General features: G+C 73.0%; 15 protein-coding genes. 4 read left to right on the top strand and 11 right to left on the bottom strand.

Annotation, left to right across the window (positions count from 1 at the left end):
* The first annotated feature begins 126 nt into the window (after positions 1–126).
* Entirely contained in the window at positions 127–2,016 is a 1,890-nt protein-coding gene (locus tag ACMCNK_RS30730) for a serine hydrolase domain-containing protein (RefSeq protein ID WP_412739829.1), read from the top strand.
* Between the two features lie 5 nt (positions 2,017–2,021).
* On the opposite strand, the gene surE is transcribed toward ACMCNK_RS30730, so the two are convergent.
* The 5 genes from surE to ACMCNK_RS30755 all read right to left on the bottom strand — a co-directional run bounded on the left by surE (position 2,022) and on the right by ACMCNK_RS30755 (position 7,981).
* Entirely contained in the window at positions 2,022–2,858 is an 837-nt protein-coding gene (gene surE / locus ACMCNK_RS30735) for a 5'/3'-nucleotidase SurE (protein WP_412739830.1), read from the bottom strand.
* Between the two features lie 93 nt (positions 2,859–2,951).
* Complete coding sequence (locus tag ACMCNK_RS30740) at positions 2,952–3,257, bottom strand: hypothetical protein (RefSeq protein ID WP_412739831.1); 306 nt, start codon at positions 3,255–3,257, stop codon at positions 2,952–2,954.
* A gap of 126 nt (positions 3,258–3,383) precedes the next feature.
* The gene (locus ACMCNK_RS30745) at positions 3,384–4,295 is read right to left on the bottom strand and encodes a cation diffusion facilitator family transporter (protein WP_412739832.1); all 912 of its coding nucleotides are present in this window, start codon (positions 4,293–4,295) and stop codon (positions 3,384–3,386) included.
* A 421-nt stretch (positions 4,296–4,716) separates the two neighbouring features.
* On the bottom strand, positions 4,717–6,837 hold the full coding sequence (locus tag ACMCNK_RS30750) for a HelD family protein (RefSeq protein WP_412739833.1): 2,121 nt from the start codon (positions 6,835–6,837) through the stop codon (positions 4,717–4,719).
* Positions 6,838–7,021: 184 nt separating this feature from the next.
* On the bottom strand, positions 7,022–7,981 hold the full coding sequence (locus ACMCNK_RS30755) for an alpha/beta fold hydrolase (protein ID WP_412739834.1): 960 nt from the start codon (positions 7,979–7,981) through the stop codon (positions 7,022–7,024).
* A 225-nt stretch (positions 7,982–8,206) separates the two neighbouring features.
* Between ACMCNK_RS30755 and ACMCNK_RS30760 the strand changes: the two genes are divergently transcribed.
* Positions 8,207–8,905, top strand: a complete 699-nt coding sequence (locus ACMCNK_RS30760) for a carbonic anhydrase (protein ID WP_412739835.1) — start codon at positions 8,207–8,209, stop codon at positions 8,903–8,905.
* A 69-nt stretch (positions 8,906–8,974) separates the two neighbouring features.
* Here ACMCNK_RS30760 and ACMCNK_RS30765 read toward each other — a convergent pair whose 3' ends face one another.
* Positions 8,975–9,304 (bottom strand): hypothetical protein, encoded by a 330-nt coding sequence (locus ACMCNK_RS30765; protein WP_412739836.1) that lies wholly within the window; start codon positions 9,302–9,304, stop codon positions 8,975–8,977.
* A 252-nt stretch (positions 9,305–9,556) separates the two neighbouring features.
* Here ACMCNK_RS30765 and ACMCNK_RS30770 point away from each other — a divergent pair, with 252 nt between their 5' ends.
* Both ACMCNK_RS30770 and ACMCNK_RS30775 read left to right on the top strand, forming a co-directional pair.
* The gene (locus tag ACMCNK_RS30770; RefSeq protein WP_412739837.1) at positions 9,557–10,048 is read left to right on the top strand and encodes a DUF3145 domain-containing protein; all 492 of its coding nucleotides are present in this window, start codon (positions 9,557–9,559) and stop codon (positions 10,046–10,048) included.
* 50 nt (positions 10,049–10,098) lie between these two features.
* Positions 10,099–11,811 carry a glycoside hydrolase family 3 protein gene (locus ACMCNK_RS30775; protein ID WP_412739838.1) on the top strand — a complete coding sequence of 571 codons (1,713 nt, stop codon included), beginning with the start codon at positions 10,099–10,101 and terminating at the stop codon, positions 11,809–11,811.
* 54 nt (positions 11,812–11,865) lie between these two features.
* On the opposite strand, the gene ACMCNK_RS30780 is transcribed toward ACMCNK_RS30775, so the two are convergent.
* The 5 genes from ACMCNK_RS30780 to ACMCNK_RS30800 form a co-directional block, all read right to left on the bottom strand.
* Positions 11,866–13,212 (bottom strand): acyl-CoA carboxylase subunit beta, encoded by a 1,347-nt coding sequence (locus ACMCNK_RS30780; protein WP_412741039.1) that lies wholly within the window; start codon positions 13,210–13,212, stop codon positions 11,866–11,868.
* A gap of 100 nt (positions 13,213–13,312) precedes the next feature.
* A complete protein-coding gene (fabF, locus tag ACMCNK_RS30785; protein ID WP_412739839.1) occupies positions 13,313–14,539 on the bottom strand; it encodes a beta-ketoacyl-ACP synthase II in 1,227 nt (408 codons plus the stop codon).
* A 1-nt stretch (position 14,540) separates the two neighbouring features.
* Complete coding sequence (locus ACMCNK_RS30790; protein WP_130511318.1) at positions 14,541–14,783, bottom strand: acyl carrier protein; 243 nt, start codon at positions 14,781–14,783, stop codon at positions 14,541–14,543.
* A 54-nt stretch (positions 14,784–14,837) separates the two neighbouring features.
* Complete coding sequence (locus ACMCNK_RS30795; RefSeq protein WP_412739840.1) at positions 14,838–15,788, bottom strand: beta-ketoacyl-ACP synthase III; 951 nt, start codon at positions 15,786–15,788, stop codon at positions 14,838–14,840.
* Positions 15,789–15,819: 31 nt separating this feature from the next.
* Positions 15,820–16,989, bottom strand: a complete 1,170-nt coding sequence (locus ACMCNK_RS30800) for an acyltransferase domain-containing protein (RefSeq protein WP_412739841.1) — start codon at positions 16,987–16,989, stop codon at positions 15,820–15,822.
* Positions 16,990–17,038: the final 49 nt, after the last annotated feature.

Consider the following 17,038-nt stretch of genomic DNA (forward strand, 5'->3'; position numbering starts at 1 on the left):
GCCGCCGAGGCGGAGCGGTACTGCGACGGAAGTCGTACCCGGCTTGCGACCCGGCGGCGATGTGACCGCCCGGACCGGACGGCAGGCTCAGCGCATCCCTGATCGTCCGTTCCTGGAGGAGCCTCCATGCGCCTGCCGTCCCTGATCATCGGTGTGCTGCTCGGCGTCACCGCGATCCCGGCGCCCAGCGCCGCCGCGGTCCGGTCCCAGCCCGGCTGCGGCCGCGTGACGGCCGCCGCGGTGGCCGGCTACGCCGACAGCACCATGCCCCAACGGCTCAGCCGCGACCGGGTGCCGGGCGCGGTGATGTCGGTGGTCTCCGGCGGCCGCACCCAGTTCGCCCGCGGATACGGCTTCGCCGACGTGGCCCGGCACACCCCGATGGATCCGCAGCGCTCGCTCGTGCGCATCGCGTCGATCACCAAGCTGTTCACGTGGGCGGCCGTGATGCAGCAGGTCGAGGCCGGACGGCTCGACCTGAACGCCGACGTGAACCGGTACCTGACCGGTTTCCGCGTCCCTGCCACGTTCCCCGCGCCGGTGACCCTGGGCGCGCTGCTGAGCCACACCGCCGGCTTCGAGGACCGGGTCATCGGCACGGGCGCGCGCACCGCGGGCGATGTTCCGCCGCTGGCCGACGAACTTGCGGCCGCCATGCCCGCGCGGGTCCGCCCGCCGGGGGAGATCACCGCCTACTCGAACTACGGCGCGGCCCTGGCCGGGTACGTCGTGGCGCAGGTGAGCGGCGAGCCGTGGGACCGGTACGTGCAACGCCACCTGCTCGACCCGCTGGGCATGGCGCACAGTACGGCCACCGAGCCGGTGCCGCCGGCGCTGGCGGGCGACCTGGCCCGCAGCTACGACTCGGATGCCGAGCCGCCGGCGCCGATCCCGTTCACGTTCGACACGCTGAGCCCGGACGGCGCGATCAGCGCGAGCGCCGCCGACATGGCGAAGTTCATGACCGCGCACCTGGACGGCGGCCGCGGCATCCTGTCGCCGGACACCACCGCGCTCATGCACGCCCGGTCGTTCGGTGCGGACCCGCGGCTCGGCGGGTACGCCCACGGCTTCATGGACCGGGTCATGAACGGGCACCGGGTGCTGATGCACGACGGCAGCTGGGAGGGGTTCCAGAGTGCCCTGGTGCTGGTGCCCGGATGCGACCTCGGCCTGTTCGTCTCCGCCAACGGCACCAACGGCGTGGACACGGTCAGCGCCGTGGTCGACGGCTTCATGGGCCGCTTCGCGCCGCCCACCGGGGCGGCCGATCCCACCGGAGCACCCGTTGCGGGCGTGGGCGGCACCTCACCGGCAGTGGCCCAGCCCGGGTTCTACGCACCCACCCGGCGCGCGGCCACGACGGTCGAGAGACTCACCACGCTGCTCGGCGAGTTCCGGCTGACCGTGGCGGGCGACGGCACGGTGCACTTCAAGGGCCGTACCTGGATCCCGCAGGGCGACGGGGTGTACCGCCGCGACGACGGCAAGGACCACCTGATGTTCCGGTCCGGCCCCGGCAGCGCCCGGTACGTGGCCACGGACGGCCCCGCGTACGAGCTGCTGGGTTCCGCCGAGGAGCCGCTGGTGAACGCGGCGGTCGTGCTGGCTGTGCTCGGATTGGGGCTCAGTGCCGTCGCGGTGCCCCTCGCGGCGGGGTGGCGGCGGTTGCGGCCCCGCGGCCCGGTACTCGCTGCCCGGTGGCGGGTGTCCAGGGCGCTGGCCGCCACGGCAGCGCTGCTGGCCGTTGCGTTCCTGGTGGGTCTGACCGTCACCCTCACCACAGGTACGGGCGACTTCCTCTATGCGGTGCCCACGTCGTTCCGGGTGCTGCTGACGCTTCCGCTGGTCATGCTGGCGCTCGCGGCCGTCGCGCTGGCCGGTACGGTCACCGGCTGGCGCGGCTCCGGCGCCCGCGTGGCGTCACGGATCCACCAGGTGGTCCTGCTGGCCGTGCCCGCCGGGCTGACCTGGTTTCTGTGGCAGTGGAATCTGCTCGGCTGGCAGTTCGGCTGACCGCTCTAGTGGGCGGCCACGGCGAAGTGGATCCCCTCCAGCTGCAGCCGTACGTCGAGGGCCTCGCCCGGGGCGCGCAGCGGCGTCACCACCGCGAAGCCGTCGGCGAGGGCGGCCAGGTCGGTGCCCTCCTCCAGGGGTTCGTCGGCGGCCTGCACCGCGGTCCGGACGTAGCCCTCGCCGGCCTCGGCGATGCTCATCTGCACCTGGCCGAAGCGGGCCAGGCCGGCGCGGCGCACGCCGCGCACACCGTCGGGGTGCAGGTCCGGCACGTTGAGGTTGAGAATCGTGCCGGGCGGGGTGTGCACGAGCGTGGGCAGCAGCTGCACGGCCAGGTCGGCCGCGGTGCTCCAGTGCCGCAGCTCGTCGTCGCCGCGGTCCATGGCCGCGCCCCCGCTGATCGCCGTGGCTGCGGCGGGGGTGAGCACGTCCAGCGAGACCGCAAGACCGTGCAGGCCGGCGTGGGAGGCGGTCAGCGTCGCCCCGACCGTGCCGGAGTGGACGACCGCCGCGCCCGCGTTCGCTCCCCGGTTGATGCCGGACAGCACGATGGACGGTGGCGGCCCGAACGCCTCCCGCAGCGCCAGCAGTACGATGAACGCGGGGGACGCGGCCACCGCGTACGCGGTCACGTTGGTGGTGCCGGGCAGTTCGCGCGGCTGCACCACGATGCGCCCGTCCTGCTCGACCGCGGTCATGGCGGCGCTGCTGCCGCTGGCCTCGGTGAGCGGGGCGGCGACCACCAGGTCATGGCCGGCCCCGGCGACCGCGCGGGCGAGCCAGCGCAGCCCGGGTGCGTCGATGCCGTCGTCGTTGGTGATCAGGATTCTGGGCTTGGTCATGTCGGCGCCGAGGTGGGATGGGGCACAGGCGCACTCATGCCCACAAGTGTCACCGATGGGCCGGTTGCGCGTGGCGGATCGCCGAAGTTGAGGTCAGCGCGGCTCGGCGATGAGGTCCTGCACCGCGCCGGTGAGCTCCGGGTGCGTACGCAGCAGGTCTTCCAGCCGGACCCGCCACCGGCCGAGCTCGATGTCGGTCATCCGGCGGTCGCCCCCGGTCTGGGTCCGCGCGTCGAGCAGGCGAGCACGGGTGTCGGACAGTTCGCCGTAGAGGTCTTCGCCGAGGCGGCTGACCACCTGGCCGGCGAAAGCGGCGTACTCCGGTCCGCACGCGGCGCGGACGAACGCCCGGGCGCCCTCCCAGGCCACCCGGGGTTGATGGATCACGGGCACAGCCATGGTTTCCCTCCGCTTTTGCATAGCCACGAAGTGTAAGGAGGTCGTGGGTCACGATCCGGCCGTCGGCGCAGCCGGTGACGGTTGTGACGATCGTGCCCAATGAGGGGTGATGATCGCCATAGCTGTTCACCAGTCGGCAGGCGCGCAGCCGCCCCCGTTGGCCGGTTCGACCTGCAATGTCGCATGATCGATCGCGAAGTCCTCGTGCAGGGCGTGCCGTGCGGTGGCGAGCACCGCACCGAGCTCGGCGGTCGGCTCCAGCTGAAGGTGGGCGGAGGCCACCTCCATTCCCGAGGTCAGGGTCCACAGGTGCAGGTCGTGCACCCCGCAGACTCCGGGTACGGCCGCGAGTCGGTCCCGGACGACCACCACGTCCAGGTGTGCGGGGGCGGCCTGCACGAGGATGCGGGTCGCGGTGCGGGCCAGCCCGAACGTACGGGGCAGGATCATCAGGGCGACCGCGACGGCGACGATCGGGTCCGCGTACGCCCAGCCGGTGACCGCGATGATCACCGCGGCGATGATCACCCCGGCGGAGCCGATCAGATCGCCGATGACCTCCAGGTACGCCCCCCGCATCGAGATGTTCTCGCGGGCGCCGGACCGCAGCAGGGCGAACGCGATCAGGTTGACCACGAGCCCGCCGCTCGCCACGACCAGCATCGGGGCGGCGGGCACGGCGGGCGGCTCGGTGAACCGACGGACCCCTTCGATCAGCACGTATCCGGCGACGCCGGTGAGCAGCACCGCGTTGGCGAGGGCGGCGAGCACTTCCAGCCGGTACAGGCCGAAGGTGCGCTGGGGGTGGGTGTCCGCGCGGGCGGCGGCGGTGATCGCGGCCAGGGCCATGCCGATGCCGAGTACGTCGGTGAACATGTGGCCCGCGTCGGAGAGCAGCGCCAGTGAGCCGGTGGCGATGGCGACCGCGGCCTCGACGACCAGGTACGCGGCCAGGAGAGCGGCGGCCCACCACAGCCGGGCGCGGTGTCGCGCGCCGGCGCGTAGCACCTGGCCACCGTGGTCGTGCCCGGCTCCCATTGCCCCACCTTTCCGGCGCGGCGGCGCGCCCCGGTCAATGTATGTTCACATTGCTATGTGTGCAAGTTGCGGTTCGGTAGCCGACTTGGGGTACTGGCGAGAGAAATGTTCGATCTGTCGGGAAAGGAAGCTCTGTGCCCGGACGTACTCTCGCGATTGTCGCGCGCCCAACGGCGACGGGATGTGGCTGCGCGGCCGCACGCTGTACGTCGTACAGAACCGGCTCGACGTCATCGCCAAGATCGGCTGGACCGCGCGGACGGCCACGGCACGGTGCTGTCGCGCACCACGGACCCGCACTTCGACGTGCCCACGACCATCGCCGAGTTCGGCGACCGGTTCTACCTGCCGAACGCGCGCTTCACCACGCCGGCGACCGCGGACACGCCGTACACCGCCGTGGCGGTGCCCCGGCCCCTGATCACGGGTGCCAGGCGGGGTCCGTGCCGACCGTGGTCAGGCGCTGGGTGGCCCGGGACAGTGCGACGTACAGCGTGCGCACGCCGGGCCGGTCCACCGCGATCTCGCCCGGCTCCACCAGCACCACCGCGTCGTACTCCATGCCCTTGGCCTCCAGCGCGGTGACCACCTGGACGCGTTCGGGCAGGCCCGCCACCCAACCGGTCACCTCGTCGTGCCGCGGCACCGCGGTGATCACCCCGACCGTGCCGTCGACCTCGGTGAGCTGCTTCTCCGCGGCTTCGCGCACGGCCGCGGGCAGCACCGCGGCGTCCACCACGACGTCGACCGGCTCGACCCCGGTGCTGCGCACCGCCGAGGGCAGCGGCAGATCCGGCATGATCACCCGGATCACCGACGCGGCCACCGCGAAGATCTCCGAGGAGTTGCGGTAGTTCGTGGTCAGCGCGTACGTGCGGCGGGCGCGCGAGCCGAGCGCCCGGTCGCGGGCCCGGTCCAGCTCCGCGGGGTCGCCCGCCCACGCGGTCTGGGCCGGGTCGCCGACGATCGTCCACGATGCGTACTGGCCGCGGCGCCCGATCATCCGCCACTGCATCGGCGACACGTCCTGCGACTCGTCCACCACCACGTGCGCGTACTCGCGGTAGTCGTCGTCGCGGCGGATCTGCTGGGCGCGGGCCGCGGCCTGCCGGTCGGCGTACGTGCTGACCTCGCGTACCCCGTCGCGCACGTGGAACGGGTCCCGGTTGCGCCGCTGCGGCTGCCTCGGGCGGCCCATCAGCTCGTCCAGCTCGTCCAGCAGCGCCACGTCCGCGATCGTGGGGCCGTGTTCGCCCAGCGCGTCGAACGTGCCCTGCAGCAGCTTGATCTCCGCGCGCGAGAGCACCCCCTCCGCGTACGCCTGCAGCCGCGCCGGGTCGGCCAGCCAGCGCAGCACCCGCATCGGGGTGAACCGCGGCCACCACGCCTTCAGGAACTCCCGGAAGTCCTGGCGGTCGGCCAGCTCCGACTCGAACTCCGCCCGCTCCGGCAGGTTGCGCAGGTGGGCGCGCGCCTGGGTCCACAGTGCGCCGAAGACGCCGTCGAAACCCGCGCCGCGGACCTCGTTGCGGCGTGCCCCGCGCGGCAGGGCCCGGCGCCGGATCCGGTCCAGCTCGGCCGCGTCCAGGCGCAGCAGCGTGCCCCGGTACAGCAGCCGCAGCTCGGTGGGGGCGCCCGGCACCGCGTCGTGCGAGGCCCGTTCCAGCACCGTACGCATCCGCAGCGACCCCTTCACCGCGGCCACCGCGGTCGGATCGGTGCGGCTCGCGTCGTAGCCCGCCATCAGCGAACCCAGCGAGCGCAGCGTCGCGGTGTCCTCGCCCAGCGACGGCAACACGGTCGCGATGTAGTCGACGAACACCCCGGACGGGCCGACCACGAGGATGCCGCCGCCCGCGAACCGGTTGCGGTCGGAATACAACAGGTATGCCGCCCGGTGCAGCGCGACCGCGGTCTTGCCCGTACCGGGGCCGCCGGTGACCACGGTGACCCCGGCGGCGGGGGAGCGGATCGCCTCGTCCTGCTCGCGCTGGATGGTCGCGACGATGTCCCGCATGCCGCGGCCCGTGGCCCGCGACAGGCTGGCCAGCAGCGCGCCGTCGCCGACCACGCGCATGTCCGGCGGGGCAGCCTCCGGGTCCAGCAGGTCGTCCTCGATGCCGGTGACCCGCTCACCGCGGGACTGGATCATCCGGCGCCGCACCACGCCGAGCGGCTCGGCGGCGGTGGCCCGGTAGAACGCGGCGGCGGCCGGGGCGCGCCAGTCGACGACCAGCGGGTGGGACTGCTCGTCGCGGATGCCCATCCGGCCGACGTGGTGCACCGCGCCGGTGCCCAGGTCGAGCCGCCCGAAGACCAGGCCCTCGTACTCCGTGTCGAGGGCGTGCCGGCGGCGGGCCGCATGGAAGACCATCGCGTCGCGCTCCACCAGAGCCCCGTGGGTGCCGACCCCGGCGAGCTGGTAGCCCTCCTTCTCGGCGCGGGATGCGGCGCGGCGCAGCTCGGCGAGCCGGGTGTACACCCGATCGACGTGCTGCTGCTCGGCGGCGATCTCCTGCTGCAGGACGCTGGCGTCGGTCAAGGTGGCTCAGGCTCCCTGGAAGAACACGGTCGGCGATTCGCTGCCACCTGTGCGGGCGCCAGGGGGCAATCGAACTTACTCCTGTCGGGGTGCCCGCGTCGATGTCGGCACGCCCTGCAGCAGCGCAGCGTTGTCTCCAGCGTACGTTGCGTTAGATCTTGGTTCCGGGGCTTGCCGGTCCGGGCTATGCGGCCCGGTCGTAGCCGCCGCGCCGCTGGGCCCGAGCCCGGCGCCGCGCCCGCTGGGCCGCCGTGCTCCGGGCGGCACGCTCTGTCACGGCGATCAGCGCCGCGGTGACCTCGTCGGGCCGCTCCACGATCAGCATGTGCCCGGCGCCGGGGCAGACGGTCAGCTCCGTACCGGGCAGTGCGTGCGCGATCGACGCCGCGCATGCCGGCGGGGTCAGCCGATCGCGGTCGCCGACCAGCACCGCGGCAGGTACGTCGCCCAGCTCGGCGAGCGTCTGCAGCCGCTGCTGGGTGCCGATCGAGGCCCGGAAGCCGCCGATCGAGCGCAGCGATGCCCGGGCCACCGCACGCATCGTGACCTCGACCGCGTCCTCGCCGTGTCCGTCGCCGAACAGCAGCCAGCGGATCCCCGGGCGCAGCGCCGGCAGGACCGCCCGGTGCGGCCGCCACGCCCCGCACCGCGCCAGTACGCCCGCGCCGGTCGTCTCGGCGGCCCGCAACAACACCGCGAGCTGGGGGGACAGGCCGTAGCTGGTGTGCGTCGTGCCCTCGGCGGTGGTGGCCGCGAACAGCAGACCCGCGGCCCGGGAGGCGAAGTCCTCCGGGTGCCGGTGCGCGTACTCCATGATCGTCATGCCGCCCATCGAATGGCCGGCGAGCACCACCGGGCCGCGTGGGGCGTACGTGTTCAGCACCTCGGCCAGGTCGTCGCCGAGCTGCGGAAGCGTCGCGGACAGCCGCCGGGTGGCGGTCGAGCGCCCGTGCCCCCGCGCGTCGTAGGCGACCACGCGGACCTCGTCGCGGGCGTTCAGCGCCCGGATCTGGTGATGCCAGGTACGGCGATCCAGGCACCAGCCGTGCAGCAGCACGACGGTCACCGGTGCGTCCACCGGCCCGCTGGTCTGCACGTGCAGCCGGACGCCGTCGGCGAGCGTCAGCTCGGAGTGGTCTGGCATGGGCACCTCCGCATGTACGGCCCCGTTGTACCCACGGGTAATAAGCATCACGCGCCGATGACGGAATTACCACTGCCGAAACAGATCTTCGTCGGCGATCTGTCCGATGTCTTGCCTGGTGCCCGATACCCGTTTCGGCGGTGTACCCGCCGGTAACACCGACCGTGACGTGATCTCGCTCGCAGTAGCTGACCGGCGGCGACCACTCGACGACAATCGGGGCTTATGACGGCCTCCACGCCCGCTGCCCAGCCTGGTGCTTCCGCCCAGCCCGGCGCTCCCGTTCAGTCCGGCACCGCCGCCCCGCCGCCCGGTGTCAGCGGCACCGCGGCCGGTGCGCCGATCACCCGTCCCGGCGACGCGCTCGCCAACCTGCTCGCGGGCAACAAACGCTTCGTCACCGGCCGCCCCGCGCACGGCCACATCGTCGCTGCCGCGGCCGCCGCGTCCGGCGGGCAGCAGCCGCACGCGGTGGTGCTCGGCTGCATCGACTCGCGGGTGCCGCTGGAGGCGATCTTCGACCAGACGTTCGGGTCGATCTGCGTGGTGCGTTCCGGCGCGCACGTCCTGGACCGCGCGGTGCTGGGATCGGTCGGCTTCGCCGTCTCGGCCCTCGGCGTCCCGCTGATCATGGTGCTCGGGCACGTCCGGTGCGGGGCGGTGGCCGCCACCGTCGAGGCGCTGAAGGACGGGCGGCGCCCCGAGGGCGACCTTGGTTACCTCGTCGACGAGATCGCCCCCGCGGTGCAGGCGGTCGGCACGGACGACCCGGACGTGGAGGGCAAGGCCATGCGGATCCACGTTGCGCGTACCGTGCGGCGGCTGCGCGACGCGCCCGGCGTGGCGGAGGCCGTCGCGGCCGGCCGGGTCGAGGTGGTCGGCGCGGTCTACGACCTCGACACCGGCTGGGTCGAGCAGCTCTGACGCCACCCTGAACACACACGAAGGCCCTCCCGGATGAACCGGGAGGGCCTTCGTCGATGTTGCGGGTGCTCAGCCCTCGAAGACGCCGGCGTCCACGAGACGCTTCTCGGTGGCGTCCCAGCCGTCGTTCGGGTGAGCCTCGCTGAGCGCGCCGAGCTCGGCCCGGATCTTGGCGCCGTGTCCGGCGGCCGAGAGGACCCGGATCTCCTCGACGAACGCCTCGGAGTCGGTCTTGAGGTGGTTGGTCTTGCCGTTGGTCAGGTTGCGCACGTACGCAAAGCGGCCGTTGGCCAGCGGGATGAGGTACTTGAACTCACCGAGCACGCTCAGGGCGCCGCTCTGACCAGCCTGGCCGGCGCGGACTGATGCGCGGGCGGTCTTGGAGGTGTTGCTCGCCACGGCGGTACTCCTTGAGAAGCTGGAACAAGCAGGTGGTCGGCAGAAATTGCCGCGGCAATCCTACACGCTTCGACGAATGCCGTGCCGCCGGACCGGGTCCGAACGTTGAGCAGGGTGTGCCACTACGGCCAGTCTCTTTGTCGATATTGCGGTTTCTCTGGCGCACCATCCGTACCACCCGGCATCATGGGACACGATCAACCGCGGTCGAGGTCGTAGGGGAAGACGCACCTCGGTCCCCGGGAGGTCACCGTGCCAACGTGTGGCGTCGTATACGTCCACTCGACCCCGCTCGCCGTGTGCCAGCACGTCGAGTGGGCGATCGCGCGCGTCCTGACCGCGCCGGTCAACCTGCACTGGACGGCCCAGCCGGTCGACCCCGGCATGCGCCGCTCCGAGTGCAGTTGGACCGGGCGCCCCGGGACCGGCGCGGAGCTGGCTGCTGCCCTGCGGCAGTGGCCCATGGTCCGTTTCGAGGTGACCGAGGAACCCAGCCCGGGCTGCGACGGCGAGCGCTTCATGCATGTGCCCGGCCGGGGGCTGTTCCGGGGCACCACGGGCGCATCCGGCGACATCCAGATCGGCGAGGACCGGCTGCGCTCGATCATGGCGTCGGCCCGGGCGCCGGAGGCCCTGTCCCACGCGCTGGACAAAGCGCTGGGCACCGCGTGGGACGCGGAGCTGGAGCCGTATCGGTACGCGGGCGACGGCGCACCGCTGACCCTGCTCACCCGGGTTGGCTGAGCGCGCCACCCGGACGCCTGATTGTGCCGGTGTTGCCCGGACCTGTTCCAATGTCGCTCGTGAGAAAGGTGCTCCGGATCGCGTCGGCGTTACCGATCGTCCTGATCTCCGCGGCATGCGGCGACGACCCGGCCACGCCGGCCGCCGCCCCGTCCGCCACGACCCCGGCCGTGGCGGCTGTCGCGTCGGGGGATCCGGCCGAGCGGGCCGCCGCCCTCGTCGCCCAGCTGTCCGACGAGGACCTGGCCGGCCAGGTGCTGATGCCGTACGCGTACGGAAACTCCGCGACCAGCGTCGATGCGGCCTCCGCGGCGGGGAACCGGCGCCTTGCGGGCGTCGACACCCCCGCGGCCATCGTGGCGAAGTTCCGCCTCGGCGGGCTGATCCTGGTGAGCTTCGCGGCCGACGACCCGACCGGTGCCACCAACCCCGCCACCAACGTGGAGAACCCGCAGCAGGTCCGTGAACTCACCGCCGGGCTGCAGAACGCCGCCGCGCAACTGCCCGCCCGGGCCCCGCTGCTCATCGGCACGGATCAGGAGTACGGGGTGGTCACCCGGATCCGGGACGGCGTGACCATGCTGCCCTCGGCGATGAGTTTCGGGGCGGCCCGTACGCCCCGGCTCACCGAGGCCGCGTGGCGTGCCGCCGGCTCGGAACTGGCCGCCATGGGGATCACGGTCGACTTCGCACCGGTCGCGGACACCCTCGGCGCGCAGGGCAGCCCGGTCATCGGCTCCCGTTCGTACGGTGACGATCCGAAGGCCAACGGCGACCAGGTCGCCGCGGCCGTGCGCGGCCTGCAGGGTGCGGGGGTGGCCGCCGCGCTCAAGCATTTCCCCGGCCACGGGCACACGACCGGCGACAGCCACGACGAGCTGCCGGTCGTGGCGCAGAGCCGGGACGCGCTGGAACGGCAGGACTGGCCGCCGTTCGCCGCCGGCATCGAGGCCGGTGCGGGCGTCGTGATGTCCGGCCATCTCGACCTCACCGCGGTCGACCCTGGAGTGCCCGCCACGTTCTCCCGCAAGGTGATGACGGACGTGCTGCGCGGTCGCCTGAAGTTCACCGGCGTCGCGATCACGGACGCGATGAACATGGCCCCGGCCCGCAAGTGGCCCGCCGGTGAGGCGGCCGTGCGCGCGCTCAACGCGGGCAACGACGTGCTGCTCATGCCGCCGGACATCGGAGCGGCCCGGGACGGCATCCTGGCCGGGCTCAAGAACGGCAGCCTGCCGCGGGAGCGTCTCGTGGAGGCGGTCACCCGGGTCCTGACCCTCAAGTTCCGCACCGCGGCCAGTGCACAGCCCGAGCTTTCCGTGCTCGGCGCGGCCGAGCATCAGCGAGCCGTGCTGGCCGCCGACGCCGCCGCGGTCACCGTGCTGCGGGGACGCTGCTCCGGGCCGCTGGTCACGGGCCCGGTCACGGTCACCGCGTCGGGCGGGCGCGAACTGGCCCGCAGCACCCTGGTCACCGCGCTGCAGGAGGCGGGCGTACCGGTGCAGCCGTCCGGCGGCACGGTGGTCCACCTTGTCGGGTACGGCGACCGGCGCGCCGACCTCAGCGCCGCCGCGGCGGTCACGGTCGGCATGGACGCCCCGTACCTGTTGTCGGCGGCGGATTCGCCCACGCTCGTGGCGACGTACTCGTCCAGCAAGCTGTCGCTGACCGCGCTGGCCGCGGTGATCGCGGGCAAGGCCACCGCGCCGGGCCGCTCACCGGTGCCGGTCGCGGGCCTGCCGCGCAGCGCCTGCGTGACCTGAACCGCAGCATGCGAAACGCCCGGCCGGACCTCCGGCCGGGCGCTTCGCTGTGGATCAGAGCGGGATGTTGCCGTGCGCGCCGCGCGCCGCCGGGGCGGCGGCGAGTGCCTCGGCGATCCGGCGCCGCGTCTCGCTGGGCTCGATGACCGCGTCCACGACGCCGATCTCCAGGGCGCGGTTGACGCCGCCGGCGACCTTTGTCTGTTCCTCGATCAGCTCCGCCCGCAGCGCCTCACGCTGCTCGTGCGGGGCCGCCGCGAGCTTCTTGCGGTGCAGGATGTTGACCGCCGCGCTGGCGCCCATCACCGCGACCTCCGCGTTCGGCCAGGCGAACACCGCGGTGGCGCCCAGCGAACGGGAGTTCATGGCGATGTACGCGCCGCCGTACGCCTTGCGGGTCACCAGCGTCACCCGCGGCACCACCGCCTCGGCGAACGCGTGCAGCAGCTTCGCGCCGCGGCGCACCACGCCGTCCCACTCCTGGCCGAGGCCGGGCAGGTAGCCAGGCACGTCGACCAGCACGATCAGCGGTACGCCGAGCGAGTCGCACATGCGCACGAACCGGGCCGCCTTCTCGGCGCTGGACGCGTCGAGGCAGCCGCCCAGGCGCAGCGGGTTGTTCGCGATGACCCCGACCGTACGGCCGGCGAAGCGGCCCAGCGTGGTTACCACGTTCGGCGCCCACTTGCCGTGCAGCTCCACGCCCGGCTCGTCGAGCAGCGCCTTGACCACCGGCTTGACGTCGTACGCCCGGTTGGCCTCGGCGGGCATGGCCGCGCCGAGGTCGTGCCCGGCACTGTTCTCGGCGTCGGCGGGGCTGAGCCGGCCCTGGTGGCCCAGCAGCGCGGTGAGCTTGCGGGCCTCGCGGATCGCGGTCTCATCGTCCTTGGTGGTGATGTGCACGACGCCGGAACGCCGGCCGTGCGGCTCGGGGCCGCCGAGGCGTTCCATGTCGACCTGCTCGCCGGTGACGCTGCGGACCACCTCGGGGCCGGTCACGAAGATCCGGCCGCCCTTGCTCATGATGACGATGTCCGTGAGGGCGGGCCCGTACGCGGCGCCGCCGGCCGCCGGGCCGAACACGACGGAGATCTGCGGCACCCGGCCGGATGCCCGGACCATGGCGGCGAAGACCTGGCCGACGCTGTCCAGGGCGACCACGCCCTCGGCGAGGCGGGCGCCGCCGGAGTGCCAGAGGCCGAGCACCGGCACCCGGTCCCGGATGGCGGTGTCGATCGCGTCGACGATGTGCTGGCAGCCCTCGAGGCCCATGGCGCCACCCATGCGGGTGCCGTCGGTGGCGAAGGCGATGGCCGGGGTCCCGTCGACCTCGCCGCGGGCCCACAGCACGCCGGAGTCGTCCCGGGGGGTGGCCAGGCGCAGGGTGCCGTCGTCGAACATCGAGCGCAGCCGCAGCTCGGGATCGCGGTGGTCGACGGTGGAGGAGTCGGTGGCGGGAAGAGTAGCGGTCACGGTGAGGTCTCCAAGTCGGGGTGCGAGGTCACGCGCGGGTGAAGATCAGTGCCACGTTGTGGCCACCGAAGCCGAACGAGTTGTTCAGCGCTGCCGGAATCTCCATCGGCCGCGCCTTGTGGGCGGCCACGTCGAGCGAGAGCCCGTCGTCGGGATCGTCGAGGTTGATCGTGGGCGGTACGACGCTGTCCCGGATGGCAAGAATCGTAGCGATGGATTCCAAGGCCCCCGCAGCGCCGAGAAGGTGCCCCGACATCGACTTGGTGGACGTGAGCACCGGGTGCCCGCCGATGGCGGTCCGGACACCGTGGATCTCCGCCATGTCGCCGACCGGCGTGGCGGTGGCGTGGGCGTTGACGTGCACGACGTCCACCGGGGACAGGCCGGCGTCCTGCACGGCCCGCTTCATCGCCCGGATACCGCCGAGGCCCTGCGGGTGCGGCTGGACGATGTCGTAGCCGTCGGAGGTCATGCCCGCGCCGGCCAGCCGGGCGTACACGGTGGCGCCGCGGGCGGCCGCGTGGTCGGCGCGTTCCAGCACGATCGCGCCGGCACCCTCGCCGAGGACGAACCCGTCGCGGGCCTTGTCCCACGGCCGGGACGCCTTCTCCGGCTCGTCGTTGCGGGTGGACATGGCGCGCATGGCGGCGAAGCCCGCGATGGGCAGCGGGTGGATGACCGCCTCGGCGCCGCCGGCCACGACCACGTCGGCCCGGCCGGAGCGGATGATGTCCAGGCCCCAGGCCAGCGCCTCGGCGCCGGTGGCACACGCGCTGGCCATCGAGTGCACCCCGGCCTGTGCGCCCAGCTCCAGGCCGATCCAGGCCGCGGGGCCGTTCGGCATGAGCATGGGTACGGTGTGCGGGCTGACCCGCCGCGGCCCGGACGCTTCCAGGATGTCGTCCTGGATGAGCAGGGTCTGCGCCCCGCCGATGCCGGTGCCGAAGCTGACCGCGAGCCGTTCGGGGTCGAGGCCGGTGTCGGCCAGCCCCGCGTCGGCCCAGGCCTCCTGCGCGGCGATCAGCGCGATCGCCTCGGCGCGGTCGAGCCGGCGCATCTTGATCCGGTCGATCACCTCGGAGGGCTCGACCGCGAGCTGCGCGGCGATGCGTACGGGCAGTTGGGCGGCCCACTCCTGGGCGAGCGGACTCACCCCGGAGCGGCCGGCCAGCATGGCGTCCCAGGTGGACGCGACGTCCCCGCCCAACGGGGTGGTCGCGCCGAGCCCGGTGACGACGACGTCGGTGGTGCTCATGTCAGTGGTTCGCCTCGATGTAGGACACGGCGTCGCCGACGGTCTTCAGGTTCTGCACCTCGTTGTCGGGGATCTTGACGCCGAACTTCTCCTCGGCGGCCACCACCACCTCGACCATGGACAGCGAGTCGACGTCCAGGTCGTCGGTGAAGGACTTCTCCTCGGCGACGTCGTCCGGGTTCACCCCGGCGACCTCCTCCAGGATCTCGGCGAGGCCGGACGTGATCTCAGCGCGGGTTGCCATTGTCGGTTGGTTTCCTCTCGATGGTGGGACTTGCCGGCGGCCGGGTCGGGCTGCTCAGGGACAGCGCACGACCTGGCCGGCGTACGTGAGGCCGCCGCCGAAGCCGAACAGCAGGACCGGGGCGCCCGAGGGCACCTCGCGGCGCTCGATCAGCTTGGACAGGGCCAGCGGCATGCTTGCCGCGGAGGTGTTGCCGGACTCGACGATGTCCTTGGCCACGACCACGTCGGGGCCGAGTCCGAGGCGCTTGACGATGCCGTCGATGATGCGGGTGTTGGCCTGATGCGGGATGAACGCTGCCAGTTCCTCCGGCTGAATTCCGGCTTTCTCGCAGGTCTGGCGTGCGAACGGCGGCAGCGCGGTGGTCGCCCAGCGGAAGACGATCTGGCCTTCCTGCTTGATGTACGGCCGCCAGCCCTCGATGCGCAGCACGTCGCCCTTGTCCGGCACGGAGCCCCACAGCACCGGCCCGATGCCGGGCTCCTCGCCGTCGGGTACCGCGGTGACCACGGCCGCGCCCGCCCCGTCGCCGAACAGCACGGCCGTGGTGCGGTCGGTCCAGTCGGTGACGTCGGACAGCTTCTCGGCGCCGATGACCAGCGCGTTGCGGGCCGCGCCGGCGCGGATGGCGTGGTCGGCGGTGCCCAGCGCGTACGAGAAGCCGGAGCATGCGGTGTTCAGGTCGTATGCGGCCGGGGCGGTGATGCCCAGCCGGGCGGCGACCCGGGTGGCGACGTTCGGGCAGCGGTCCACCGAGGAGCAGGTGGCGACCGTGACGAGGTCGATGTCGGCCGCGGTCAGCCCCGAGTTGGCCAGGGCCTTCTCGGCCGCGGCCGTGGCCATGTCGGCCACGGTCTCGGAGTCGGCCACGCGGCGCTGCGCGATGCCGACCCGGTCGCGGATCCACTCGTCGTTGGTCTCGATGATCTTGGCGAGGTCGTCGTTGGTGACGACGCGCGAGGGCTGGTAGTGGCCCATCGCGACGATGCGGGAACCCGCCGTCATGCCCTGCTCCCTTCTGTCGCGATCCCCCGGGTCACTGCTGTCCGCCGATGCGGGCGACCGGCTGGCCGGGCGCCACCGGGTCGTCGTGGTGGGCGAGCCACTCGGTGAGTACCCCGCCGGCGTGCGCGGTCACCTCCACATTGCCCTGCCGCGTGACGATCTGGCCGATCGCCTGGCCGGCGCGCACGTCCTGACCTTCCTCCAGGCCCTCGGCGGGCTGGAACATGCCCGCGCTCGCCGCGACCGCCACGTGGAACAGCGGGGTCGGTTCGAGGCTGGGTGCCATGCCGTGCCGGGCGATGAGGTCGCGGGCGGCGGGCAGGTCGTCGGGGGTGTTCAGCGTGACGATCTCGGGGACGCCGTGCGCCTTGAGCTCGCGCTTGATCAGGCCGGCCAGGGTGCCGGCCGGCGGGAGTTCGATGACCCCGGTGACCCCGAGGTCGCGCAGCGTACGCATGCACAGGTCCCAGCGCACCGGGGCGGTCACCTGGCGGACCAGGCGCTGCAGCATCTCGCGGCCGTGGATCACCGCGGCGCCGTCGAGGTTGGACAGCAGGATACGGGCGGGGTCGCTCACGGTCACCCCGCCGGCCATCGCGGCGAGTGCCTGCTCGGCCGGCGACATGTACGGGGTATGGAACGCGCCCGCGACCGACAGCGACACGATCCGGGTCTTGGCCGGCGGTTCGGCGGCGAACTTGCCGAGCGCGTCCGTGGCGCCCGCGACCACGATCTGGCCGGCGCCGTTGCGGTTCGCGGTGTACAGGCCCAGCTCGTCGATGGCGGCGAGCACCTCGGCCTCGTCGCCGCCCAGGACCGCGGACATACCGGTCGGTTCGGCCTTGCACGCGGCGGCCATCTCGCGGCCACGGACGCCGGCGAGGGTGATGGCGGCCTCGGCGGGCAGCACTCCGGCGAGGGCGGCGGCGCCCAGTTCGCCGACGCTGTGCCCGGCGACCAGGCCGACGTCGTAGAGGGGGAGGTGTTCTCCGGCGATCAGGGCGGCCGCCACCAGCAGCGGCTGGGTGCGTGCGGTGTCCTTGATCTCGTCCGCGTCGGCCTGGGTGCCGAGGTGGATCAGGTCGACACCGGAGAGCGCAGACCACCACCGCAGGCGGGCGTCGGTGCCGGGCAGGTCGAGCCAGGAGGAGAGGAAACCGGGCTTCTGGGCGCCCTGTCCGGGCGCGAGTACGGCGAGCACGTCTTGACTCTTCCGGATGCGAGGCTGCGACGCGGTAGCCGCCAGGCAC

Source organism: Krasilnikovia sp. MM14-A1259 (genome assembly GCF_047159535.1).
Lineage (GTDB): Bacteria > Actinomycetota > Actinomycetes > Mycobacteriales > Micromonosporaceae > Actinoplanes.

Excerpts from the sequence above, each read along its gene's own strand:
- ACMCNK_RS30730 (WP_412739829.1), top strand. The coding sequence starts at position 127 with ATGCGCCTGCCGTCCCTGATCATCGGTGTGCTGCTCGGCGTCACCGCG.
- fabF (WP_412739839.1), bottom strand. The coding sequence starts at position 14,539 with ATGAGCACCACCGACGTCGTCGTCACCGGGCTCGGCGCGACCACCCCG.
- ACMCNK_RS30745 (WP_412739832.1), bottom strand. The coding sequence starts at position 4,295 with ATGGGAGCCGGGCACGACCACGGTGGCCAGGTGCTACGCGCCGGCGCG.
- surE (WP_412739830.1), bottom strand. The coding sequence starts at position 2,858 with ATGACCAAGCCCAGAATCCTGATCACCAACGACGACGGCATCGACGCA.
- ACMCNK_RS30740 (WP_412739831.1), bottom strand. The coding sequence starts at position 3,257 with ATGGCTGTGCCCGTGATCCATCAACCCCGGGTGGCCTGGGAGGGCGCC.
- ACMCNK_RS30790 (WP_130511318.1), bottom strand. The coding sequence starts at position 14,783 with ATGGCAACCCGCGCTGAGATCACGTCCGGCCTCGCCGAGATCCTGGAG.
- ACMCNK_RS30795 (WP_412739840.1), bottom strand. The coding sequence starts at position 15,788 with ATGACGGCGGGTTCCCGCATCGTCGCGATGGGCCACTACCAGCCCTCG.
- ACMCNK_RS30755 (WP_412739834.1), bottom strand. The coding sequence starts at position 7,981 with ATGCCAGACCACTCCGAGCTGACGCTCGCCGACGGCGTCCGGCTGCAC.
- ACMCNK_RS30760 (WP_412739835.1), top strand. The coding sequence starts at position 8,207 with ATGACGGCCTCCACGCCCGCTGCCCAGCCTGGTGCTTCCGCCCAGCCC.
- ACMCNK_RS30775 (WP_412739838.1), top strand. The coding sequence starts at position 10,099 with ATGTCGCTCGTGAGAAAGGTGCTCCGGATCGCGTCGGCGTTACCGATC.
- ACMCNK_RS30780 (WP_412741039.1), bottom strand. The coding sequence starts at position 13,212 with ATGTTCGACGACGGCACCCTGCGCCTGGCCACCCCCCGGGACGACTCC.